At 51.8% G+C, this 21,757-nt stretch carries 26 protein-coding genes and 1 tRNA gene; 16 read left to right on the top strand and 11 right to left on the bottom strand.

Annotation, left to right across the window (positions count from 1 at the left end):
* Positions 1-36 precede the first annotated feature (36 nt).
* Positions 37-1,167 (top strand): IS30 family transposase, encoded by a 1,131-nt coding sequence (locus LKE23_RS08915; RefSeq protein ID WP_291976173.1) that lies wholly within the window; start codon positions 37-39, stop codon positions 1,165-1,167.
* Between the two features lie 5 nt (positions 1,168-1,172).
* Positions 1,173-1,802 (top strand): hypothetical protein, encoded by a 630-nt coding sequence (locus LKE23_RS08920; protein ID WP_291976988.1) that lies wholly within the window; start codon positions 1,173-1,175, stop codon positions 1,800-1,802.
* Here the strand turns inward: LKE23_RS08920 and LKE23_RS08925 are convergent.
* On the bottom strand, positions 1,795-2,925 hold the full coding sequence (locus tag LKE23_RS08925) for an IS30 family transposase (RefSeq protein ID WP_291976173.1): 1,131 nt from the start codon (positions 2,923-2,925) through the stop codon (positions 1,795-1,797). The two genes, LKE23_RS08920 and LKE23_RS08925, sit on opposite strands and share 8 nt — an antisense overlap.
* Before the next feature lie 183 nt (positions 2,926-3,108).
* On the opposite strand from LKE23_RS08925, the gene LKE23_RS08930 reads away from it, so the two are divergent.
* Positions 3,109-3,181 (top strand) — tRNA-Thr (locus tag LKE23_RS08930).
* Positions 3,182-3,367: 186 nt separating this feature from the next.
* On the opposite strand, the gene LKE23_RS08935 is transcribed toward LKE23_RS08930, so the two are convergent.
* The 3 genes from LKE23_RS08935 to LKE23_RS08945 all read right to left on the bottom strand — a co-directional run bounded on the left by LKE23_RS08935 (position 3,368) and on the right by LKE23_RS08945 (position 4,849).
* On the bottom strand, positions 3,368-3,703 hold the full coding sequence (locus LKE23_RS08935) for a helix-turn-helix domain-containing protein (protein WP_291978292.1): 336 nt from the start codon (positions 3,701-3,703) through the stop codon (positions 3,368-3,370).
* A 165-nt stretch (positions 3,704-3,868) separates the two neighbouring features.
* On the bottom strand, positions 3,869-4,393 hold the full coding sequence (locus LKE23_RS08940) for a GNAT family N-acetyltransferase (protein ID WP_291976989.1): 525 nt from the start codon (positions 4,391-4,393) through the stop codon (positions 3,869-3,871).
* Between the two features lie 9 nt (positions 4,394-4,402).
* Positions 4,403-4,849: a MarR family winged helix-turn-helix transcriptional regulator gene (locus tag LKE23_RS08945; RefSeq protein ID WP_291976990.1), complete on the bottom strand. Its 447-nt coding sequence runs from the start codon at positions 4,847-4,849 to the stop codon at positions 4,403-4,405.
* A 104-nt stretch (positions 4,850-4,953) separates the two neighbouring features.
* On the opposite strand from LKE23_RS08945, the gene LKE23_RS08950 reads away from it, so the two are divergent.
* Both LKE23_RS08950 and LKE23_RS08955 read left to right on the top strand, forming a co-directional pair.
* Positions 4,954-6,339: an MDR family MFS transporter gene (locus LKE23_RS08950; RefSeq protein ID WP_291976992.1), complete on the top strand. Its 1,386-nt coding sequence runs from the start codon at positions 4,954-4,956 to the stop codon at positions 6,337-6,339.
* A gap of 61 nt (positions 6,340-6,400) precedes the next feature.
* Positions 6,401-7,036: a sugar O-acetyltransferase gene (locus tag LKE23_RS08955; protein ID WP_291976993.1), complete on the top strand. Its 636-nt coding sequence runs from the start codon at positions 6,401-6,403 to the stop codon at positions 7,034-7,036.
* 51 nt (positions 7,037-7,087) lie between these two features.
* Here the strand turns inward: LKE23_RS08955 and LKE23_RS08960 are convergent, their stop codons facing one another.
* A complete protein-coding gene (locus LKE23_RS08960; RefSeq protein WP_291976994.1) occupies positions 7,088-7,816 on the bottom strand; it encodes a hypothetical protein in 729 nt (242 codons plus the stop codon).
* A 130-nt stretch (positions 7,817-7,946) separates the two neighbouring features.
* Here LKE23_RS08960 and LKE23_RS08965 point away from each other — a divergent pair, with 130 nt between their 5' ends.
* The 4 genes from LKE23_RS08965 (at position 7,947) to LKE23_RS08980 (ending at position 11,124) form a co-directional block, all read left to right on the top strand.
* A complete protein-coding gene (locus tag LKE23_RS08965) occupies positions 7,947-8,474 on the top strand; it encodes a TetR/AcrR family transcriptional regulator (RefSeq protein ID WP_291976995.1) in 528 nt (175 codons plus the stop codon).
* A gap of 205 nt (positions 8,475-8,679) precedes the next feature.
* A complete protein-coding gene (locus LKE23_RS08970) occupies positions 8,680-9,798 on the top strand; it encodes a low temperature requirement protein A (protein WP_291976996.1) in 1,119 nt (372 codons plus the stop codon).
* 113 nt (positions 9,799-9,911) lie between these two features.
* On the top strand, positions 9,912-10,598 hold the full coding sequence (locus LKE23_RS08975) for an FMN-dependent NADH-azoreductase (protein WP_291976997.1): 687 nt from the start codon (positions 9,912-9,914) through the stop codon (positions 10,596-10,598).
* Positions 10,599-10,635: 37 nt separating this feature from the next.
* On the top strand, positions 10,636-11,124 hold the full coding sequence (locus LKE23_RS08980; protein ID WP_291976998.1) for a MarR family winged helix-turn-helix transcriptional regulator: 489 nt from the start codon (positions 10,636-10,638) through the stop codon (positions 11,122-11,124).
* Between the two features lie 73 nt (positions 11,125-11,197).
* Here LKE23_RS08980 and LKE23_RS08985 read toward each other — a convergent pair whose 3' ends face one another.
* From LKE23_RS08985 to LKE23_RS09000, 4 genes are all read right to left on the bottom strand, one after another.
* Entirely contained in the window at positions 11,198-11,416 is a 219-nt protein-coding gene (locus LKE23_RS08985; RefSeq protein ID WP_291976999.1) for a hypothetical protein, read from the bottom strand.
* Positions 11,417-11,657: 241 nt separating this feature from the next.
* The gene (locus LKE23_RS08990) at positions 11,658-12,263 is read right to left on the bottom strand and encodes an antibiotic biosynthesis monooxygenase (RefSeq protein WP_291977000.1); all 606 of its coding nucleotides are present in this window, start codon (positions 12,261-12,263) and stop codon (positions 11,658-11,660) included.
* Positions 12,260-13,171: an amidohydrolase family protein gene (locus LKE23_RS08995; RefSeq protein ID WP_291977001.1), complete on the bottom strand. Its 912-nt coding sequence runs from the start codon at positions 13,169-13,171 to the stop codon at positions 12,260-12,262. Before LKE23_RS08995 ends, LKE23_RS08990 begins: the two co-directional genes overlap by 4 nt.
* Positions 13,172-13,255: 84 nt before the next feature.
* Positions 13,256-14,056: an aldo/keto reductase gene (locus LKE23_RS09000; protein WP_291977002.1), complete on the bottom strand. Its 801-nt coding sequence runs from the start codon at positions 14,054-14,056 to the stop codon at positions 13,256-13,258.
* A 201-nt stretch (positions 14,057-14,257) separates the two neighbouring features.
* On the opposite strand from LKE23_RS09000, the gene LKE23_RS09005 reads away from it, so the two are divergent.
* Positions 14,258-14,545 (top strand): YciI family protein, encoded by a 288-nt coding sequence (locus tag LKE23_RS09005; protein WP_291977003.1) that lies wholly within the window; start codon positions 14,258-14,260, stop codon positions 14,543-14,545.
* A 12-nt stretch (positions 14,546-14,557) separates the two neighbouring features.
* Positions 14,558-15,355 carry an aldo/keto reductase gene (locus LKE23_RS09010; RefSeq protein WP_291977004.1) on the top strand — a complete coding sequence of 266 codons (798 nt, stop codon included), beginning with the start codon at positions 14,558-14,560 and terminating at the stop codon, positions 15,353-15,355.
* Positions 15,356-15,406: 51 nt separating this feature from the next.
* Here LKE23_RS09010 and LKE23_RS09015 read toward each other — a convergent pair whose 3' ends face one another.
* Positions 15,407-16,291, bottom strand: a complete 885-nt coding sequence (locus tag LKE23_RS09015) for a LysR family transcriptional regulator (protein WP_291977005.1) — start codon at positions 16,289-16,291, stop codon at positions 15,407-15,409.
* Positions 16,292-16,401: 110 nt separating this feature from the next.
* Here LKE23_RS09015 and LKE23_RS09020 point away from each other — a divergent pair, with 110 nt between their 5' ends.
* Genes LKE23_RS09020 through LKE23_RS09040 form a run of 5 tightly spaced genes read left to right on the top strand, consistent with a single transcriptional unit; the run spans position 16,402 to position 20,379 of the window.
* A complete protein-coding gene (locus LKE23_RS09020; protein ID WP_291977006.1) occupies positions 16,402-17,277 on the top strand; it encodes an aldo/keto reductase in 876 nt (291 codons plus the stop codon).
* A 4-nt stretch (positions 17,278-17,281) separates the two neighbouring features.
* Positions 17,282-18,148 carry an aldo/keto reductase gene (locus LKE23_RS09025; RefSeq protein WP_291977007.1) on the top strand — a complete coding sequence of 289 codons (867 nt, stop codon included), beginning with the start codon at positions 17,282-17,284 and terminating at the stop codon, positions 18,146-18,148.
* Positions 18,149-18,173: 25 nt separating this feature from the next.
* Positions 18,174-18,710 (top strand): NAD(P)H-dependent oxidoreductase, encoded by a 537-nt coding sequence (locus tag LKE23_RS09030; protein ID WP_291977008.1) that lies wholly within the window; start codon positions 18,174-18,176, stop codon positions 18,708-18,710.
* Positions 18,711-18,755: 45 nt separating this feature from the next.
* A complete protein-coding gene (locus tag LKE23_RS09035; RefSeq protein ID WP_291977009.1) occupies positions 18,756-19,343 on the top strand; it encodes a sugar O-acetyltransferase in 588 nt (195 codons plus the stop codon).
* A 28-nt stretch (positions 19,344-19,371) separates the two neighbouring features.
* A complete protein-coding gene (locus LKE23_RS09040; RefSeq protein ID WP_291977010.1) occupies positions 19,372-20,379 on the top strand; it encodes an aldo/keto reductase in 1,008 nt (335 codons plus the stop codon).
* An 86-nt stretch (positions 20,380-20,465) separates the two neighbouring features.
* Here LKE23_RS09040 and LKE23_RS09045 read toward each other — a convergent pair whose 3' ends face one another.
* A complete protein-coding gene (locus LKE23_RS09045) occupies positions 20,466-21,695 on the bottom strand; it encodes a YhgE/Pip domain-containing protein (RefSeq protein WP_291977011.1) in 1,230 nt (409 codons plus the stop codon).
* Positions 21,696-21,757: the final 62 nt, after the last annotated feature.

Genomic DNA, 21,757 nt, shown 5'->3' on the forward strand with positions numbered 1-21,757 from the left:
AAGTGAACCAAACCTATATGAAAGGATGTCCGTCAAATGACGCACTTAAATGATACCATGTCTACTATTTTATTGACTACTCATAAAAAGAATGCTCATCTTACTAAAGAAGAACGTGTGATGATTGCGACTTTAAAGTCGCAAGGACTTTCCAATCGCGCAATTGGTCGCCAATTAGGAGTTAATCATCAAACAATTAATAACGAGCTCAACCGTGGTACGGTCCGCCAACTTCGTCGTCAAAAATCTAATGGTAAGATTTACGAATATTCTTACTACATCTATAGTTATGAAGCTGGTCAGGCCACATATCTTGAACATCACCGCCATTCTGGTCGTCGTCGCTTATATTATTCTTCAAAGCAATTTTTACGATTAGCTGATCAGCTAATGCTTGGTGAGTTTGACGACCACCATTACTCCCCACAAGCGGTTATTTATAAGGCTCGAGATTTAATGAATGATGGCACCCTGATCCCAAAGTCGGTTGTAACTTTATATCAATGGATTAATGAGGGTGTGCTTCGTACGTCCAATTTAGACCTCTTTGAAAAACCTAAACGTAAGCATCATCAAACTCATCCGCAAGCTAAAAGGTGCTTAGGGCCTAATATTGCTCAACGACCTCAAACTGCGGACCAACGGTCCGAAATTGGCCATTGGGAACTGGATACAGTTCAGGGACAGAAAAACGGTAATGACAGTGTTGTACTAGTAATGACTGATCGCCTTTCACGAGTTAATATCACGAGTAAAATTGCTGGTAAAACTGCGCATGCAGTAAATCAGTTCTTTATAAATTTGCGCCAGAAAATGGGCACAGATGCTTACTATCGCATTTTTAAGACAATAACCTCTGACAACGGTTCAGAATTTAGTGAGTTAACACAAGTTCACGATCATGTTTTCTATGCTGATCCGTATTCCCCTTGGGAACGTGGATCCAATGAGATCAATAACCGGTTTCTCCGCAAGGAGATTACCAAAGGTGAAGCTATAAATAACTATAGTAGTGCTCAGATCATAGCGACTAATGATTGGATGAATCACTATCCACGAGCTATGTTTAATGGACATTCGTCAATGGATATCTATCGTAAGGCCTTCTACCAAGAGATATCACAGCTCCATCAACCAATAATCAATTGGTCAGTATTATTTATTTGAGTCCAGTGGCTAACTTATTCTTGAAATTTAGGATTAAAAACATTAATGAACAAGTGGTAAACGACTTTGCACATGACTTTGTGGCTTCACATAAAGTTACTGTCGGTAAATCAACCGTTATTGCACGTAGGCTAACGCATATGCGAAAGTTTTTCAAAGAGCTTGAGGGGAGATCCGTTAAGGTTAATCCTGTTCCTGAACAATTTTTGCAAAAATTATTCCGCAAAAGTGAGTTTAGCGTTAAGAAAAATCAGTATTTATTTTCAAATGCAGAGTTAGCCAGTATCAAAAAAGAAATTAAAAGTGAGTTAAATGGCCTAACCATCAATAATATGGGAACCAGGCTGGCAATTTGGATTGATTTAGAAACTGGAATGCGTCCAGGAGAACTTCAAGCATTAAGGTTTCAAAATTTAGTTGTTAAGGATGGTTACCCAACATTTAAGATTAATGATAGCTGGTCAGACTACACTAATGGTTTTAACGGCTCGCTGAAATCCCGGCCCAAAGGCGCTTTTAGGTATTGCTTACCAATCTCTAACGACTTGGCAGCTTTTTTAACAGAATATCAGAAAAAACAGGATGATTTTCTTAGCCTAAATTTCAAGAATAAGTTAGCCACTGGACTCAAATAAATAATACTGACCAATTGATTATTGGTTGATGGAGCTGTGATATCTCTTGGTAGAAGGCCTTACGATAGATATCCATTGACGAATGTCCATTAAACATAGCTCGTGGATAGTGATTCATCCAATCATTAGTCGCTATGATCTGAGCACTACTATAGTTATTTATAGCTTCACCTTTGGTAATCTCCTTGCGGAGAAACCGGTTATTGATCTCATTGGATCCACGTTCCCAAGGGGAATACGGATCAGCATAGAAAACATGATCGTGAACTTGTGTTAACTCACTAAATTCTGAACCGTTGTCAGAGGTTATTGTCTTAAAAATGCGATAGTAAGCATCTGTGCCCATTTTCTGGCGCAAATTTATAAAGAACTGATTTACTGCATGCGCAGTTTTACCAGCAATTTTACTCGTGATATTAACTCGTGAAAGGCGATCAGTCATTACTAGTACAACACTGTCATTACCGTTTTTCTGTCCCTGAACTGTATCCAGTTCCCAATGGCCAATTTCGGACCGTTGGTCCGCAGTTTGAGGTCGTTGAGCAATATTAGGCCCTAAGCACCTTTTAGCTTGCGGATGAGTTTGATGATGCTTACGTTTAGGTTTTTCAAAGAGGTCTAAATTGGACGTACGAAGCACACCCTCATTAATCCATTGATATAAAGTTACAACCGACTTTGGGATCAGGGTGCCATCATTCATTAAATCTCGAGCCTTATAAATAACCGCTTGTGGGGAGTAATGGTGGTCGTCAAACTCACCAAGCATTAGCTGATCAGCTAATCGTAAAAATTGCTTTGAAGAATAATATAAGCGACGACGACCAGAATGGCGGTGATGTTCAAGATATGTGGCCTGACCAGCTTCATAACTATAGATGTAGTAAGAATATTCGTAAATCTTACCATTAGATTTTTGACGACGAAGTTGGCGGACCGTACCACGGTTGAGCTCGTTATTAATTGTTTGATGATTAACTCCTAATTGGCGACCAATTGCGCGATTGGAAAGTCCTTGCGACTTTAAAGTCGCAATCATCACACGTTCTTCTTTAGTAAGATGAGCATTCTTTTTATGAGTAGTCAATAAAATAGTAGACATGGTATCATTTAAGTGCGTCATTTGACGGACATCCTTTCATATAGGTTTGGTTCACTTAATATGATACCTGATGTCACGCCGAATGGCGTTTTTTATTTACCACCAACTGGGTGGCTAACTTCATTCTATAATCTACCTTTAATTTAAATTAAGTGTTTTCTCTAACTAGTTAGCATGATATAATACTATTTGTTGATTATATTTGCCAACTTAGCTCAGTCGGTAGAGCATCTCCCTCGTAAAGAGAAGGTCGGAGGTTCGATTCCTCTAGTTGGCATTCTTTTTATTTTAAAAGTTTTCCGCATTCAAAAAAGTTGGGTAGGCCGAAAAAGCTCCTGGTCAATAAAGGAAAGCCAGATGATGAACCAATTTTTGATTCATCATCTGGCTTTTCGCATACATTCGTAATCGTTCTTGATTTGCGTTCCCTTCTGCTAGCGTTGGTTTTATCAGGATTTATTGATCATGGCTCTTTTGGTTTGACTAAATTGATGATGCTCTGGCAGATCTTCTCCTGTTCAGTCAAACTGTATTGATTGAGCAGCTTTATTAGTTGAAGTCTGTTTGGGCCAAAATTAGTAGTTATTTTAGGGACGTTATCATCGACGAGATTTTCCATACTGGTCCCTAAAGATTGTGCCAGTAAGTATAGTGTTTGACTGCTAACTTGATTGCTATGGCCTCTTTCAAGTTTCGACAAAAAGTTAACTGAAATGTTGGCTTGCTCAGCAAGAACAGCTTGCGTCATGTGCAGCTCATGTCGTCTTTTTGCAATATTAGTTCCAAGGGTATTCGTAATAGACCACCTCCTGTTCCATTGTAATAAGGTTTCTGTTTGTACTGACTCACTTCAATGTAACTCGCTAATATTTTCAGAATGAGAACCATCTCAAACACACACAGAGATTGATACACCAAATTAAATAGCGGCCACCACTCAGTTATTCGAGCAGTGGCCGTTGTTTTATTCCAGATTCAATTCATAGGCGAGCCGCCAGGGGTCAATTTTGTCAACGACCTTGATGTCGCCCCGTTTTTGGAAATCAAACTTGGCACCGAGATGCTGGAGGGCGCGGTTCAGCCGGAAGGTATCGAAGCGGACGTTCTTGACGCCGCGCTCGACACTATTTGAAATCAAGAGGGCCATGAAAAGGGTTGAGAGGTGCTGGCCACGGAACTTGCTCCTGATGGCAATCCGGTGAATCACCATGTAGGGATCAGCATCATTCTTCCACGCCCCGTGGTAAATTTGCCGATAGGTCGGCTCGGGTGAGTGGACCAGGGCCGCGTAACCGGCCACCTCTTGACCGACCACTAAAACGTAGCCAACGCCCTGCTTTAGATCGGCTTCAATCTGCTGGCGATCGGGGTGACCGTCCTGCCACTGCGGACTGCCGTCAGCTTTCAGCTTTGCCCGGACCTCCGTGATTACCTGCCACACGGCGTCGCGGTCCTTTGCTTCCGTCTTTCTCATGTATGTTACTGCCACTTTCATTACCTACTTTCCAAAGTCGACCGGGTGGTACCGGTTAACAATTTCTTGAATTTCATTCATATCCCTGACCACCGTCGTTAGCTCGTCTGCCGGCAGCGCGGCCAGGATCGTCTGCACCTGCTCATCCGAGCTCTTGTTCACCCGGTCGACCACTTGCCGTCCCTGGGCCGTCAGCGTTAGAATTTTGCTTCGCCGGTCCTGAGGGTCGACCGCACTTTTCAGCCACTGCCGACTCACCAGCTGCTTAATGGTCCGACTGACATAGCCCTTGTCGAGGTTGAGAATTTTGACTAACTGATTGACCGTTCGGTAACCGTAGCTAATTTCCAGCATGATGCGCCCCTCCAAGAGCGTCGTCGTCGACCCTAAGTGATGGCGGTCCATCAGATTCAGCTGGGTGGTGTAGAAGCGGTTAAATTGACGGATTTGCGCTAGCTCTTCCTTCTTCATTTTTTTAGCTCACTTTCGAGAAAATGGTTGCTTTTAGCAACTAAAATGATTATACTCACTAAGGTAAATAAGTCAAGCAACGAAGAAAGGACCATCAACACTCAATGACACGACAGCACAAACTAATCCTCAGCATTATGATCATGGGGGCGTTCCTCGGCAACCTCTGCTCCAGCATGATGAACACGGCCATTCCGCAGCTCATGCACGCCTTTGCCATCAGCTCCGCCCGCGTCCAGTGGGTCAGCAATGGCTACATGCTCGCCAATGCCCTCATGATCCCGGTCAGCTCCTACTTGATCAAGCGCTACTCTTATCGGCGCCTCTTCATCACCTTTGCCGCCATCTTCACGGTTGGAACGATCATCGGCAGCCTGGCCGCCAGCTTTACCATCATCGTCGCTGGCCGGATGGTGCAGGCGATCGGTGCCGGGATCATGATGCCGCTGGTCAACGTGATGGCAATTCACTACGCAACCGCGGGGCACCAAGGCCGGGTCATGGGAATCATCGGCTTGGCGTTTAACTTCGCCCCGCTGCTCGGCCCCTCGGTCTCGGGGCTCCTGCTTGACTACTTCAACTGGCGCTACCTCTTTATCCTGATCGTGCCCTTTGGCTTATTGACAATCATTCTCTCAATTATCTTTTTGCCAAGCGTCGCCAATTCCGTCCCTTGTTCGTTTAACCTCCGGGGATTGATCCTGTGCAGTTTCAGCCTCTTCTTCCTCCTTGAGGGCTGCTCCAACATTGGCAGCACGGCCTTCCTAACCTGGCGGGTCGGCGGGATCCTCGCTGCCGGTCTCATCTTGTTAGCCCTCTTCGTGGCAACGCAATGGAATGCCGAGCGGCCCTTCGTCAATCTGCGGGTCTTTACGCACCGTGACTTCCGCATTGCCACCATTACCAATTGCCTCCTGGTAGCGACGATGTATGGCAACACCATTCTCTTGCCGCTGCTGGTGCAAAACGTCATGCACTACAGCCCCTTTATCTCCGGGCTGGTAATCTTTCCCGGGGCGGTCTCAACCGGGATCCTGTCGCCGCTCAGTGGAAACCTCTTCGATCGCTTCCCAGTTCGCTGGCTAGTGACGACCGGACTGATCATTGACCTGATCGGGACGGCAATGCAGGCCTTCGTCGGGGTCCGCAGCGGAGTCGTCTTCGTGGCCTTCTGGCAGTGGATTCGTCAATTGGGGATCGTGCTTCTGCTGATTCCACTGCAAACCGAGGCCCTGTCGATCATTCCCAAAGAGGAATTGCCGGACGGGGTGGCCCTTTTTAACACGACCCGGCAGGTTGCCGCCAGCTTCGGGATGGCTGTCGTGGTCGCGGTGGTCAATCTGCGGGACCGCGGCCTGCACCTGGGGACCTCGCGGGTCGGCATTCAGGCCGGCTTCTTGACCTGCTTTGCCATCCTCCTGCTTGCCCTCTTCCTCAGCCGTCATTTGGGCGCGGGCAGTCGGCAAGCCTACCTGAATACGAGCAATTAGGAATCGCTTTCGGTCGGTATGGTAAAATAGTATTAACGATAAAGACTGAGGTGGGATCAAGATGACTAATAAATTTGACAAGCTGCTCTTCTCGGGTCAGATCTATAACCCGGATAATCCGGAATTGCTCAAGACGCAGGGTGAAGCGGCCCGGTTGATGTATGAGTACAACGCCACGCGGGCCGATCAGGGTGAACAGCGGGCGGCACTGCTGCCAAAACTGCTGGCCGAGTGCGGAGAAAGCTGCTACATTGAGGCGCCGTTTTACGCCAACTGGGGCGGGCACCACGTCCACTTCGGCGACCACGTTTACGCCAACTTTAATCTAACGCTGGTCGACGATGGTGAAATCTTCGTCGGCAGTCACACCATGTTTGGCCCCAACGTCACCCTGGTTACCGCGGCCCATCCGGTACTGCCGGAGCTGCGGGAAAAGGGCTACCAGTACAATCTGCCGGTTCACATCGGCCAGAACTGCTGGTTTGGTGCCAACGTCACGGTCCTGCCCGGCGTGACGGTCGGGGACAATTCCGTGATCGGTGCCGGCAGCGTGGTCACCAAGGATATCCCGGCCAATGTGGTGGCGGTGGGTACGCCATGCCGCGTGATGCGTGAAATTAGTGAGCGCGACCGGCAATATTACCACCGGGGGATGCAGATTGACCCGGCGCTGTTGAAAAAAGTTGAAAAAGAGTAATTAAAAATCTCCTGAAGAGTCAAATTGGCCCTTCAGGAGATTTTAATTTGCTTACCAGATGGCACCCTTCGCCTTGGCCGGCAGGCGGAGCAACTGGTAGAGATTGTAGACGGCAATCACCGTTGCGACGACCCCAGCAAAGTAATAGAGCGGGGTGTTGTAGATTTGGGGAACAATGCTGGTGAAGAAGCCGATCCCCTTGGGTGCGAAGTTGAACAGGGTACCGAGGACGACGAAGATGTAGAGCATGACGGAGCTGCCCTGGCGGCTATTGCGCTTGAGCAGGGTATAGCCGGGGCCGATCGCCATGACGAAGTTGGTCAATGGCAGCCAGATGAACATCGCGACGTCGTGGTCCAGGTAGCGGAAGAGATTGACGATGCAGAAGTTGATCAGGATCAGGAAAACGGTCTGCACGATGGCTCCCGGCAGCGCCCGGTTGAACTCGGCGGAGGCATTGTACTTCAGTTCCATTGTGATGCAGACCAATTCCAGAATTGCCCAGGTCAGCATCCCCAGCGCATAGATGGTAAAGAGCCAGAAGAAGTGGTGGCGAAATGCCAGCAGGGTGAAGATAACCCCGGCCGTGGTATCGTGGGCAAAGAAGAAGGCATGCATCCACATCGGGAAGGGACCGGCCTTTTCCTTGAAGGTGAGGGCCACGGCCCAGATGTATTCGAGCAGGCCGATTGCGTTGGCAATGCCAAAGCCAATGATTAATGCCACGAAACCGGGGTGACCGGGTGTCATGGCGGTGATGATTTGTTGAACGGTATACATAGTTACTGCTCCTCCCAAGCTGTTTTTGCCAATTATATGCGTTAGCGCTTTCTGCTGCGGTCCGGGCCATCTTTAAGTCGTGTATTAATACTCAAACTAGCGTAGAATGAGTATTAGGAGGGGATCAACGATGGCAGTAAACGATCGACGCTACCAGAAAACGGATCGGGCAATCCAAGAAAGCTTTATGCTTCTGCTGACTACCAAGCCGCTTGAGAAAATTACCGTTACGGCCCTGGCACAGACGGCAGACATTGAGCGCAAGACCTTTTATTTGCACTATTCGTCACTCGATGAACTGCTGGCCGCAATTGAGGAGCGACTGGAGGAAAGCCTCGCTCGGGAATTGACTGCCGTGACCAGCGTGCCCGAGCTGGTGCGCCGACTCAATTCGCTGATGCTGGCGGATCAGGATTTTTACCGGGGGATGCTCAACACCTCGCCTAATCTGTTCTTGCTGGACGACCTTTTCCTGATGCTGAAAAAGGGACTGAGCGGCCAGGTCGCCGCGCTCGCCAGTGATGACTACGCGGCGGACTTCCTGGCGGCTGGCATTATTCAGGTGTACCGCCAGTACCTGCAAAAAGACAGAGCTGACCTGGCCCAGCTGACGGCGGCCCTCGAGCGGCTGATCCGGGGCATTTTAATGGCGGACTAGTAAAATTGCAAAATAAAAAGTGCCCGCAATCTTGGGGCACAGTTGTGAATCAATCTGTTAAATTCAGTAGGTACAGCAGCGAGTCGCGGTCTGGATAGTGGTATTCAGATTAGGCAGAGCACGGTTAGGCCTAGTTTAGCACACGCCAGTCTCCGCGCGGTATAATTATTAAAAAGAGTCTTGAAATGAGCGTGGGGGGATTTACATGGCAAAAGCACTCAGTAAACGGGTTTCGCTGGTTGAATTGTTCTATGACCTGGTCTTTGTCTACATGGTCTCGCGGGCGACCGGCCTGATTCACCACCTGCACAACGGGGTGGTGAGCTTGCCAACGCTGGCGATCTTTTTCCTGGTGATCATCGTTTTCATTAACTCCTGGATGGTGCAGATGGTCTTCACCAACCGGTACGGGCGCTCCTCGTGGACGAACATCATCTTTTCCTTCATCGACATGGCGATCGTCCTTTACATGTCCAACGTTTTTACCGCCACCTTTGACCGGCACCTGGCGACCTTCTTCATCGCGGCCGGCCTACTGTCGCTGACCCTCTGTCTCCAGTACCTGATCACTTATTTCCAGGTCCACAAGGCCGCTGACAAGCGGATCGCCCGGGCCTTTTCCTGGATTCTAGGTTTTCGGACCGTTACCCTCTTGATCGGGGGTCTCTTCTACAACGCGGTTGGGATCACGATCGCTTTGGCCGGAATTATCGTCAGCTGGATTGCGCCCGGCTTCACGGGGCACCACACCAAGCATCACCCGATCATCTTTTCCCACATGCTGGAACGGCTGACCGCCCTGATCATCGTGATGTTTGGCGAAACGATCGTCGGGATTGCCGATTACTTTACCCAGGAGACTTTCTCAATCCAGTCGCTCTTGATCTTCATCATTGTGGTCGGCCTCTTCTTTACCTACATTGTTGAGTTTGACCACCTGATCAATGAGCACCGGGAAGGGGAAACGGGGAACCTCCTGATCTACCTGCATTACTTCATTCTCTTCGGCTTGAGCCTGGTGACGGTGGCTCTGAAATTTATCAACGAGCCGGAAGCCGACCAAACTTTTGCAATTAGCTTCCTCTACCTGGGGATGGCTCTCTTTTACCTGGGCCTAGCGCTGGCCAACCATTACAATCACCGCCACCTGGTTGTCACGACGCCGATTCGGATTTGCTTCGTGCTTTCGACCCTAGTCGGCTACGTTCTGTCGCTACTTTTTCCATCCTTTGCCACGGTCACGCTGGTGGCGGCGGTCGTGGTCGTCTTGAACGCCGGCGTTTTGGTCAACTTTTTGACCCGGCGGCAGGCGGCGCAACAATAGGATTTTCCCGCATCAGCTGTGCGGGCTTTTTTATTTTCAAAATTTTGTTGACAAGCAACTATAATGTGGTATTATGTTGACAAGCAACAAAGCATCGAAAGGAAATGAGATTAATGAGTACCTTATTAGTTATCCAAGCCCACCCGCACATTGAAAACAGCCTCTCCCTGACCGTTGGTGAACAATTCGTGAAGTCCTACCGGCAGGCCCACCCGGACGACAAGGTCATCATCCGCGACCTCTATGCCAAGAAGGGGGTACCGCCGTTAAACGACGTCACGATGGAGGCCTGGCGCAAGCAGAAGTTCGAGGAGCCGATGACCGACAAGGAAACGGCTCTGCTCAAACGACACGAAGAATGGTTGGACGAGTTTATCAACGCCGATAAGTACGTTTTCATCAACCCAATGTACAACCACTTCCTGCCGGCCGAGATGAAGCAGTACCTTGACCTGACGGCAGTTGCGCACAAGACCTTCAAGTACACGTCCAATGGTTCGGTCGGTCTGCTGCACAACAAGAAGGCTCTCCACATCCAGGCGGCCGGGAGCGAGTACCACAAGGGCGGCACCTGGGGAACCATCAAGTTCTTAATCAAGAAGGCCCTTCACATCAAGAGCAACCAAAGCTGTGCCCTCATGGACCTCGGTGACATGTACCTGACCAACATGATGAAGTTCTATGGCATCAATGACGTTGAGAAGCTCTTCATTGAGGGTGCCGATGCCCATCGCGACCAGCGTCAGCAGATCTTGGACGCCGCCCTGGCCCAGGCAAAGTCAATGGCCAAGGATTTCTGATATAATTAGCCTAACCAGAGAAAGGCGGTTAATTACGATGAACGAGACGACAGTGGCGGAGATTACGAAAATGATTAAACTGATTCGGACAAGTCGCAGCAGTGTCCACGGGTCCCAGGAGCAGCAGTGGATCGAGCACCAGCTCAGTGATGACCGCCTGAAGGAAGTCGTGGCGAATTTGTCGATCATCGCCCTCCACATTCTGTCGGCATTGGAGGAGACGGAGCTAACCGGGATCGAATTGGCCCAGCGCCTGGCGGTCACCCGGGGTGGCGTGACTCGGGCGGCCAAGAAATTGCTCGAATACGACCTCGTCCATGCCGGCAAGCATCCCGACGACCAGAAGAAGATTTACTATTCCCTCACGGCAGCGGGACGCGAGATCGCGGCGGTTCACGACCGGATGCATGAAGAATTGCGGGCCACGGTGACAAAAAAGTTGCTCGCCAAGTATTCCGACGAGGATCTCGAGGTGGTCAGTCGCTTCCTGCAAGACTTTTACCAGCTAGAAAAAGAACTGAATTAACGACTAAAGGCACGTTGCCCCGTTTGGTGGGTAACGTGCCTTTGTTTGTGAGCGATGATTTTATTGTCCGCTCTCACTTAAAGAGTTTTTGCATCTGCGAATCGGTCAGGTCAAATTGGTGCTGAACTTTAGATTTCAGCTGTTCTTCCGGCAAGCCGGCTTCACGCAGTAGGGAGATTGTGCCACGAATTGCTTCCATTTTTCCGGTAGTAATCCCAGCTTTTTCGCCTTCCTTTCGGCCTTCTTCACGGACGTCTTCATCGTGGAACATCATGTGGGTCTTGTTATCCATGTAGTCATTCCTCCATTCCGTGTTTTTGCTTAGATTCTGGATGTAATCCTTCAATTCATCGACGTAATCGTCATCTACTACATCCTTATTATCCACGTAATCAAGGAAGTTGTGCAAGTCTTTACTGATGTCATTCTTGGAACCCTTGGTGTTCAGAAATCGCCAAACGAATCAAAGAATTTAGCGCAATCAGAACAAAACGGGAACGCCAGCCGTCAAGCCGGTATTCCCGTTTTGTTGATTATCCTTGGAAAGCCAGTCCGCCGTGGCTGACAATTGTTTCCGGCGTCAGGTCGGTTGCCGTTTCCGGAAGCAGGCTTTCGTACCGGTCGGCAGCCGCAGCGGTCCGGTAGTTGGTCAAAATCACCAACCGCTGCGGGTCGTCCTGGTCACGGCCAATCAGGCAGGCCAGGTAGTCCGGATCCCTTTGAATTGCCTGCTGGAGTTTCGGGAAGACGGTGGCTTTCAGCTTGGCCAGTTGCTGGTCGTCAACGGTTAACTGGCGTAACTTCACCACGGAGCGGCCGGCCAAAACGATGAAACTCGTTGGCTGCTCGAACAGGAAAAGCGGCTTCAACTGGGTGATGGCCCGCTTCTTGATCGTTTCCTTGGCCATGGCCGAAAATTCCTGGAACTGCGGGGAGTGGGCATGAACCTGGTAGGCCGCGTCATCCGCATAGACTTCGAAGATATAGTTGTCTCTTCCCTGCGCGTCGGCGTGGGTTGAGTACATGGTCAGGGTTCCCACTTCGTCTTGCAGCGAGGTCAGGAGGTTGTGCTGGCCGACCCGGTTAAATTTATCCCGGTCCGCTGCATCGATTCCTAAGTTAAACATCCGAAAAATCATTTGATATCCGCCACCAATCTTTGATAATTTGCTTTATTAATTGCTTCCTGCGTTTGGGGAGCCAGCTTTAACTGGGCGAGTGCCTGGATAATCGTTCGGGTCGCCCCTGCCGGCGCCTCACCGAATGGAGCGTCAGTGCCAAACAGAACGTGGTCGGGCCCAAAGTAATCCAGTGTCAGGCGCAGGGCCGGAGCGTTGCCGAGTAGGGCGGTGTCAACGTAGAACTTCTTGAAGTCCGCGGCCTGCTGGGGCGGGAGAATGTGGGCGATTCGCCCGGCAAAGAAGGGCACCATTGCTCCCGCGTGGTGCACGATTAGCTTGATTTCCAGCCAGCGCTCGAACAAGCCGGCCTGGACCAGCTGGAGCATTGCCTGGGAAAGCTCGTACTCCCAGCTGAAGACCAGGTTGTTGTCCGGCTTGCGCGAATCGAAGACCGGGTGCAAGAGAATCAGCAATCCGCGTTTAGCGGCGGCCGCAAAGACCGGAGCAAAGGCCGGGTCGGCGATACTCTTGCCCAGCGCCCGGGTGAAGACCTGGATGCCCACCAGATCGTCCGGCAGGTCGTTAATCATTTCCACCGCCGCCGGAACGTTATTCATCGGGACCATTGCAATCCCGGCGGTAAACATCTCCGGATACCGGTCGACCAATTCACTGATTTCCTGATTGGCCTGCTGACACAGGTTCGCTGCCTGGGCAGGAGCGGTGAAATCCTCGGGATTGATGTTGACCGCGGAGATCACCTGCTTGGTTTCCCCGTCAAAGTGTTGACGGCGCAGTTCCATGTCGGATAAAGCCGCAATGTTGATGAAAGGGAAGCGCTGGGGGATCTCCGGCGCAATTTTCAGCATTGTTTGGTAAAACTTGGGTGGTAGAACGTGGGCAAAAACATCGATACGATTTGTCATTTAGCATTCACCTCGGTTTGGATTGATTACGCTAGTTAAATTGTAAGGCCACAGTGCGCTGATTCCAAGGATTGATCTCTTTGCCTAACCCTGATAGCCGAGCCAGCTGGACGTGCCCCGGTCGAGTCCACGCAGTTCCTCCATTTCCGCCAGGGTGAGCGTGAAGTCGAAGAGGTCAATGTTTTCCCGAATGTGCTGGGGGTTAGTGGAGCCCGGAATTGTCATGAAGCCGGACTGCACCAGGAATTTCAGCATGATCTGGGCGACCGACTTATGATGCTTCTGTGCCAGCTGTACCAGGACAGGGTCGGAAAACATCGGGTTGGGGCCCTCGCCCAGCGGTGCGTAGGCCTCTTGAATGATACCGTACTGCTTCATGAATTGGGTTAATGACTTGTCCTGGGTGTAGACGTTGGTCTCAATCTGGTTGACTGCTGGCAGGACATCGAAATGATCGATGATGCGCTGCATGTCCCGATTGTCAAAGTTGGAAACGCCGATCGCCCGCAGCTTGCCTTCCTGGTAGGCTTCCTCTAGGGCCTGGTAGGTGCCCATGTAGTCGGGCATTGGAAAGTGAACCAGCATCAGATCAAAGTAGTCTTGGTGAGCCACCCGCAGCGATTTCTCAATGCTGCGCTTGGTAGCCGCATAGCCCCCGGTCCGGGCCTTGGTAGTCAAGAAGAACTGATCACGCGGAATCCCGCTGTTGTTGATGGCTTCCCCGACCTGGGCTTCGTTTTGATAGTACTGGGCGGTATCGAAGAGCCGGTAGCCGGCCTTGATTGCCTCAGTGACGTATTTGGCCGTGACCCGCGGGCTGATCCGGTAGGTCCCGAATCCTAGGATGGGGGCCGTGATGCCGTTGTTAAGTTGAACTGTTTCCATCAAAATCATCTCCTTTACTAATTTACCCTTATGGTAGGAAAAATTCGCTGATTGGTAAAAGACCGAGTTTGCATACCAATTGATAGGCTGGTTGAATATATAGCTAATCTGGATATTAAACGATGATCAATAGATATTTTACAGGGGAACCGCGACCGCATATACTAGTGACAATCAATTCAGAGAAGGGAAGAATGACAGATGTATATTATCAATATTCAATTAGACCGTTCCCAGCAGTTCGGTGATGACAAACTTGCCCAGCACCGGGCCTGGTTTACCCGTCATTTTGAAGCGGGCGATTTTCTGATCGTTGGGCCATCGAAGACCCATCCGATGAGCGGGGTCGTGATTGCCCAGGCTAAATCTCGGGAAGCGCTGGACAAGATCCTGGCCGAGGATGCCTTTTACCCGGATGGGGCCAGTTATGATGTCAATGAGATTGCTGCGCACATGGTTGCGGACAACATTACGGATTACCGCGAATAGGGGGGAATGATCATGGTGAAATTAAACGATGGACAAACGATGCCGGCAATTGGCTTTGGAGCCATGATCTATAGCGCTGCGGCGGCCAAACGCGCCGTCGCCACGGCCCTGACGAGCGGCTACCGCCTGATCGATACGGCGGAAACGTACGGCAACGAAGCGGCGGTCGGCAGTGCCATCAACGAGAGTAGCGTGCCCCGTGACCAGATTTTTCTAACCACCAAGCTGTGGCCGAACAGTCGGAGCAACTACAAGTCCACCACCCGCCAGTTCAAGCAGTCACTGCGGCGCTTGGGCCAGGACTACGTTGATCTCTACTTGATTCACGAGCCGTACGGCGATATCAATGAGGAATGGCGGGCACTGGAGGATCTCCAGGCGGCCGGACTGGTTAAGTCGATCGGTGTTTCCAACTTCAGTGCTCAGCAGCTGGAACAAGTGATGACAACTGCGAAGGTGACGCCGGCCGTCGACCAGATCGAAAGCCATCCTTGGTACAACGAAAACGAGCTGGTCGCTTACTGCCGTGAGCATGGAATCGTGCCTGAGGCCTGGTCAGCCTTAGCTGAGGGGAGAAACAACATTTTCCACCAACCGACCCTGACCGCCATTGCCCAGCGCCACGGCAAGTCAGTTGCCCAGGTGATCCTGCGCTGGGACGTCCAGCGGGGCCTGGTGCCACTGGCAAAGTCGGAGAACCCGACGCGGATCGCGGAGAATCAGGACATCTTCGACTTTTCGTTGACCAATGATGAGATTGAGCAGATCAACCAGCTGGATACCGGGGTCAGCCTCTATCCGGGATACTAAAGGCTATTAAAATGCGGAAACCGCAGCTGAATTGCGGTTCCCGCCTTTTTGTCATTGTTCAGATAATTGTGAGCGCAGGTGATTGACCAGCCGTTGTGCCGGTTCGCTGAGGGAGACGCCCTTGCGCCAGATCATATAGTGGTCGAGGTGGCGTTCCGGGGTCAGGGGGATGAAGGTCAGGTGGGCCTTGGCCGGTAGGGGAGCATTCTTAATGCAGACCAAATCACCAATCCCGGCCGCGGCCAGGTAGGCGGCGTTAGTCAACAGGTTGTACTCACCCACGACCTGGATCTCATTGCCATCCGCGGTCAGCCAGTCGCTGATCTCGTCGTGGACTAGGGACCGATGGGGGATGATCAGCGGCCGGCCCTTCAATTCGCTGATGTCAACCATCTCACGTCCCCGAAAGCTGCTGTCGGCGTTGACCGCGATTCCCCAGCGGTCGCTCACCGGCAACTGGCGGTAGTTGTACTTGGCGGCGTTGATTGGCGTGGAGACAATCCCGATCTCGAGGGCGCTGCGGTCGAGCTGGTCTTTGATGGACTCCCCGTCGGCGTCGTACATGTTCAACCTGACCTGGGGGTATTGCTGCTGGAACTCGTGCAGGACTGGGACTAGAAAATTGGTGACTGAGGACTCAACACAGCCGATCCCCACACTGCCGGTTAACTCATCGTTGTTGAGGTCGGCGACGGCCTGGTTGGCGCGGTCGAGCTCGGCCAAGATCTGCTGGACCCGGATTTGATAAGCCAGGCCGGCCTTGGTCAGGACCATTCGGCGCCGCTCCCGGATGAAGAGCGGGGTGCCGAGCTGCTCCTCAAGCTGCTGGAGTTGCCGACTCATCGTGGGCTGGGCGACGTGCAGCGTGCGCGCGGCCGCCGAGATTGTGCCGAGCTTGGCGATTGTTAAAAAGTAACGAAGAATCCGGGTTTCCATAGTTTTCCTCCTAGTATTCATTTTAGGTAATGATTTATATACATTATAAATCTTTTACATATATAAAGGAACTAATTAGAATAAGATTTGCGATGAAGGGAGGAATGCCAGTGACAGCTACTATTCAGCTGAACAATGGAATTGAAATTCCGCGAGAAGGGCTGGGCGTCTACCAGCTGACGGACCTGACTGAATGCAAGCGCGTTGTGCTGGACGCCTTGGAGAATGGTTATCGGCTAATTGATACGGCCCAGATATACCACAACGAGGCGGCGGTCGGGGCGGCGATTCGCGAGAGTGCCGTTCCCCGCGAGCAAATTTTCGTGACGACCAAGGTTTGGCTGCCATTCTATGGGGACCAAATGACGATTGATGCGGTAAAACGCTCGCTAAAACGCATGAGCCTCGACTACCTCGACCTGGTGCTGCTGCACGAACCCTATGGTGACTATTACGGTGCCTACCGCGCACTGGAAAGACTGGAGCGGGAGGGACTGGTCCGGGCGATTGGCGTGTCCAATTTCGATGCGAGCCAGCTCCTCGACCTCAGCCACCACGCTGAAATTCCGCCGGCAGTCAACCAGGTCGAGTTCAACGTCTACCAGCAGCAGGTGCCCCTGCGGCGTTTTCAGCGGGCCAATCAGATTGCACTGGAGGCCTGGGCCCCCTTGGGTGAAGCGCAGGAGCCCATTCTCCGGGAACCGCTTGTCCACCAGCTGGCCGCCAAGTATCACAAGACCCCCGGCCAGATCCTCCTGCGCTTTCTCACCCAGCAGGGGGCAATCGTGATTCCCAAGGCCGCCCAGCACCAGCACTTGATGGACAACATCCGCATTTGGGACTTTACCATGACGCCGGGCGAACTCGGCATGCTGGCAAAGCTTGATAAAGGACGCTGGCTGTCACCGTACCGCCGTGCACTGACGACCACCCAGCACTACATGGATTTAATTGACCAAACGAAGAATCAGCAAAGGAGACTTTAATTAAATGAAGACGATTGAATTAGCAAATGGAGTCAAGATGCCGATGACTGGCTTCGGCGTTTACCGGATCAAGCCGGGTGAAGACACCAAGCAGGCCGTCCTCGGCGCACTGAAGAACGGTTACCGCGCAATCGATACCGCGGCCGCCTACATGAACGAGGGCGACGTGGCCGCCGCCATCAAGGAGAGCGGTGTGCCGCGCGAGCAGATCTTCGTTACCTCGAAGCTCTGGCTGCAGGACTATGGTGAAGAGGCCGCTCAAAAGGAAATCAACCGGGTCCTGGCAGCAACCGGCCTGGACTACTTCGATCTCTACCTGCTTCACCAGCCGTTGGCGGATTACTACGGTGCCTGGCGGGGCCTTGAGCAGGCCTATCAGGAAGGAAAGCTGCGGGCCATTGGGGTGGCCAACTTCACGCCCGGCGTGGTTCTTGACCTGATGATGAACAACGAAATTGCGCCAATGGTCGACCAGATCGAGCTTCATCCTTACTACCAGCAAGCCGAAAACGTCAAGTGGCTCCAGGATCATCAGATCGTGGTTGAATCCTGGGGACCCTTCGTCAATGGTCAGGGCGGCATCTTTACCAATCCGGTCCTGACTAAGATCGCGGCGGCCCACGACAAGACCGTTGCCCAGATCATCCTGGCATGGCTGCTCCAGCGCAACATCGTGATCATCCCAAAGTCGGTTCACGAATCCCGGATGCAACAGAACCTGGCCGTTGAAGACATTCAACTAACGGCTGACGAAATGAAGGCGATTGCCGGTCTCGACCAGGGCCACTCCGCCTTTGATTGGAACATCATGGATAATTTCAACAACCCGGCGATGATCAAAGTGTTGAACGACGCGCGGGTGCATGATTAAAATAACGGTAGAGGAGGTAATAATTATGAAGACAGTTGTATTATTATTCCATCCAAACTATGGTCAGTCACGGGCCAACAAGACCCTGGCCAATGCCCTGGACAGCGACATCACGGTTCGGAACATGTATGCCCTCTATCCGGACGGCAAGATCGATGTCGAGGCCGAAAAGAAGGTGCTGGAAGACGCCGATCGGGTTGTCCTCCAGTTCCCGATCATGTGGTACAGCTCACCGGCCCTGCTCAAGCAATGGGAAGATGACGTCTTCGAATACGGCTGGGCCTATGGCGAGGGTGGTACTGCCCTGCACGGCAAGGAACTGCTGCTGGCGGTCACGCCGGGGGCCCACAACTACGGCCGTAACGGCTTCGTCAAGTACACGGTCACCGAGTTGCTGCGGCCGTTCCAGGCCACCAGCCGCCTGATCGGGATGACCTACCTGAAGCCATTTATCACGATCGGAGCCTCATCGATCTCCGATGAAGACTTGAATAGTCAAGCTAAAAAGTACAACCAATACCTGCATGAGGACCAGCTGCCGGTACTGAGCGACTTTGAATAGTTATTCGATAATTGAATAGAATTTGAATGAAAGGGGACCGTGTCAATGACAATGACGGAACATGAAAAGGAACTTGCCGGGCAGGAGTACGACTACCGTGACCCGGAGCTCCAAAATATGATTAAGACGGGGCAGCGCCTGGTAGCTCAGCTAAACCAGGAGCGTGACCCCAAGGAGCGGCAGGCGACGATTCACCAGCTGTTCGGCAAAGTCGGCAAGGGCGTGACCGTCAACGGCCACTTTGAGGCCCTTTACGGTGCTCACATCTCCGTGGGGGACGACGTTTTCATTAACGGCAACTGCTTCTTCCAGGATTCCAACCTGATTACCCTGGGCGACCGGGTGATCATTGCGCCCGACACCAAGTTCTACTGCGGCCAGCACGACCTGGACGCCACAAAACGTTTCGGCACCAGGGACGACGGCAGTCACTACCTGATCACCACCACGGCCCCGATCACGGTCGGCAGTGATGTCTGGATTGGCGGCAACGTCACGGTGATCGGCGGCGTCCATATTGGTAACAACGTGATCGTTGGCGCCGGGGCGGTCGTCACCAAGGACGTGCCCGACAACACGGTCGTTGGTGGGGTTCCGGCCCGCAAGATCAAGGACTTGCCACCGCTGAACTAAGATTGGCAGAGAATCGGGAGGCAGAATGATGGAATACAGTCAGATTCCGGGAACGGATATTAAGATTTCGAAACTTGCGGTCGGCGGGATGAGCTTTGGCAAGCCCGCCTTCAAGACCTACCGGTGGATCCTGGACGAGGATGCGACCGATGCGATGGTCCAGCACGCGCTCAATTTAGGAATTAACTTCTTCGATACCGCGAACGTGTACGGGGCCGGGACTAGTGAGGAGTTCATTGGTCGGTCACTTAAAAAACACCAGGTTTCCCGGAGTGCGGTGGCGATTGCCAGCAAGGTCTACTTCAACCCCGGCCGCCTGTCCAGAGAAGCCATCAACCGTGAAATCGACGGAACCCTGCGACGACTCGGCACCGACTACCTGGACCTCTACATCATCCACCGCTTCGACTACGACACGCCGATTGAGGAAACGATGGAAGCCTTAAACGATCTGGTTGTCGCTGGCAAGGTCCGCGCTCTCGGGGCCTCGGCGATGTATGGCTACCAGTTCCAAAACATGCAGCACGTTGCCGAGAAGAACGGTTGGCACCAGTTCATGGCGATGGAAAATCATTACAACCTACTGTACCGCGAGGACGAGCGGGAACTGATCCCGATTTGCAAGCAGGATGGGGTCATGCTGATGCCGTACAGTCCGCTGGCGGGTGGGCACCTGACCCGGCCAAGCTGGAACAGCGACTCGGCTCGCAGCAAGACCGATACCTCGGCGCGGGCTAAGTATGATGCGGCGGAGGAACAGGACATGCCGATCATCAAGCGGGTTGACGAATTAGCCCAGCAGCACGGCGTCAAGATGTCGCAGATCGCGCTAGCCTGGCAATGGGCGAAGGGCGTGACGGCCCCGATCGTTGGCGCCACCAAGCGGCAGTACCTGGACGACGCCGCGGCCGCCATGGACATCAAGCTGACTCCGGATGAGGTCGCCTACCTGGATGAGCCCTACACCGCCCACGAGATCGTCGGGGCGCTGGACCAGAACCCGACGGACATGTTGCCGAAGAGCGTGGAGAATTGATTAAAAACAAATAAAAGAGCATTCTTTCCAAATGGCCTGGCGGGTTGAACCCGGCCGAACCGATTAGAGAGAATGTTCTTTTTGCTTTACTGACTTATTTTTTCATAATCAATTGCGGGAAGGCTGCGCAGTCTAAACTTGTACAGGACCATTAGGAGAACGGCGGAGCAGGCAAAAATACCCAGCAGAACGTAAATGTCAGTGGTTGCCGTGCCACCAATCATCAGACTCTCTTTCAAACCATGGACGGAGTAGCTAGCCGGCAGGTAAGGATGAATGGCCTGGAAGAAATGATTGGAGAGCTCCAGGGGATAGGTTCCGCCAGAGCCACCTAGCTGGAGAATTAAAACGACCAGTGACAGGAAGCTGCCGACCTTGCCAAAAGCAACGTTCAACATGGTGACAAAATTGGAGAAGGCTAGGGAGGTCACCATTACGACCGCCAGGGTTGCCCATGGGTGAACTGGATCGAGACCCAGCCATTTTATCATTGCCACGTAAGCAACGACCGCCTGCAAAATTGCAAAAGTGCCGACGACCGAGATCTTGGCTGCCCACCAGCCGATTCCGGTCCGCGGGTATCTGCGGGGCGTGATGATGTCATACATCAGGTTAAGCGCCAGGCAGCCGACGAAAAGGGCCACGGACATCATGTATGGTGCCATCCCGGTCCCGTTGTTCGGCGTGTGGCTTTTATCCGAGTGCACCAGTTTGATTGGCTGGGCAATTTGATCGATTGTTTTGTCAGTCAGGCTTAGGCCACCGGCTTGCTGACTGGCTAGCGGAGAGCTTTGCATCACCTGGAGCTGTTTGGCCATGATGGTGAGATACTGCTTAGTCATGCTTGCTGAAACGGTGCTTGCCAGCTGCTTGGCCGCCGACGTCATCATCTTGCCGGCAACATAACTGCTGCCAAGGTTGGTTTCATAATGAAGCTTCATCTTTTGTGGTTGATCAGTGAAGGCCGTGGCGGCATGTTTAGAAAAGCTCCGCGGAATTGTGACGACCATGTAGTACTGACCGTTTTTGAGCTTTTGCTGGGCGCTCTTTTCGGACGAAACGAAATGGTAATCCATTGAATCCGTCTTTTTGAGCTGGTGCACAAGCTGGTCACCAGCAGCGAGCTTTTGTCCCTGAACACTAACTGTGACGTCCTTGTTAACAATGGCAATTGGTAAATTATCGACTTTTTTATATGGGTTCCATAAAAAACTGAGAAAAATAGTAGTGTAAAGCATTGGAATGAGCATAATCACTAGTAGGATGGCGAGCGTCAATTTATGGCTAGTGATGTATTTCCATTCGGCTTTGATCATAGTTCCACCTCGTTTTAGCTGTTAATTGATTGTGGACATATCTTGACGCCTTTTGCCAGCTA

The sequence above is a fragment of the Limosilactobacillus sp. genome (genome assembly GCF_022482365.1).
GTDB lineage: Bacteria > Bacillota > Bacilli > Lactobacillales > Lactobacillaceae > Limosilactobacillus.

Bases quoted from the DNA above. Each gene is read 5' to 3' on its own strand.
- LKE23_RS08915 (WP_291976173.1), top strand. From the start codon at position 37: ATGACGCACTTAAATGATACCATGTCTACTATTTTATTGACTACTCAT.
- LKE23_RS08925 (WP_291976173.1), bottom strand. From the start codon at position 2,925: ATGACGCACTTAAATGATACCATGTCTACTATTTTATTGACTACTCAT.
- LKE23_RS08945 (WP_291976990.1), bottom strand. From the start codon at position 4,849: ATGAAGAAGGAAGAGCTAGCGCAAATCCGTCAATTTAACCGCTTCTAC.
- LKE23_RS08950 (WP_291976992.1), top strand. From the start codon at position 4,954: ATGACACGACAGCACAAACTAATCCTCAGCATTATGATCATGGGGGCG.
- LKE23_RS08955 (WP_291976993.1), top strand. From the start codon at position 6,401: ATGACTAATAAATTTGACAAGCTGCTCTTCTCGGGTCAGATCTATAAC.
- LKE23_RS08960 (WP_291976994.1), bottom strand. From the start codon at position 7,816: ATGTATACCGTTCAACAAATCATCACCGCCATGACACCCGGTCACCCC.
- LKE23_RS08965 (WP_291976995.1), top strand. From the start codon at position 7,947: ATGGCAGTAAACGATCGACGCTACCAGAAAACGGATCGGGCAATCCAA.
- LKE23_RS08970 (WP_291976996.1), top strand. From the start codon at position 8,680: ATGGCAAAAGCACTCAGTAAACGGGTTTCGCTGGTTGAATTGTTCTAT.
- LKE23_RS08975 (WP_291976997.1), top strand. From the start codon at position 9,912: ATGAGTACCTTATTAGTTATCCAAGCCCACCCGCACATTGAAAACAGC.
- LKE23_RS08980 (WP_291976998.1), top strand. From the start codon at position 10,636: ATGAACGAGACGACAGTGGCGGAGATTACGAAAATGATTAAACTGATT.
- LKE23_RS08985 (WP_291976999.1), bottom strand. From the start codon at position 11,416: ATGGATAACAAGACCCACATGATGTTCCACGATGAAGACGTCCGTGAA.
- LKE23_RS08990 (WP_291977000.1), bottom strand. From the start codon at position 12,263: ATGATTTTTCGGATGTTTAACTTAGGAATCGATGCAGCGGACCGGGAT.
- LKE23_RS08995 (WP_291977001.1), bottom strand. From the start codon at position 13,171: ATGACAAATCGTATCGATGTTTTTGCCCACGTTCTACCACCCAAGTTT.
- LKE23_RS09000 (WP_291977002.1), bottom strand. From the start codon at position 14,056: ATGGAAACAGTTCAACTTAACAACGGCATCACGGCCCCCATCCTAGGA.
- LKE23_RS09005 (WP_291977003.1), top strand. From the start codon at position 14,258: ATGTATATTATCAATATTCAATTAGACCGTTCCCAGCAGTTCGGTGAT.
- LKE23_RS09010 (WP_291977004.1), top strand. From the start codon at position 14,558: ATGGTGAAATTAAACGATGGACAAACGATGCCGGCAATTGGCTTTGGA.
- LKE23_RS09015 (WP_291977005.1), bottom strand. From the start codon at position 16,291: ATGGAAACCCGGATTCTTCGTTACTTTTTAACAATCGCCAAGCTCGGC.
- LKE23_RS09025 (WP_291977007.1), top strand. From the start codon at position 17,282: ATGAAGACGATTGAATTAGCAAATGGAGTCAAGATGCCGATGACTGGC.
- LKE23_RS09030 (WP_291977008.1), top strand. From the start codon at position 18,174: ATGAAGACAGTTGTATTATTATTCCATCCAAACTATGGTCAGTCACGG.
- LKE23_RS09035 (WP_291977009.1), top strand. From the start codon at position 18,756: ATGACAATGACGGAACATGAAAAGGAACTTGCCGGGCAGGAGTACGAC.
- LKE23_RS09040 (WP_291977010.1), top strand. From the start codon at position 19,372: ATGGAATACAGTCAGATTCCGGGAACGGATATTAAGATTTCGAAACTT.
- LKE23_RS09045 (WP_291977011.1), bottom strand. From the start codon at position 21,695: ATGATCAAAGCCGAATGGAAATACATCACTAGCCATAAATTGACGCTC.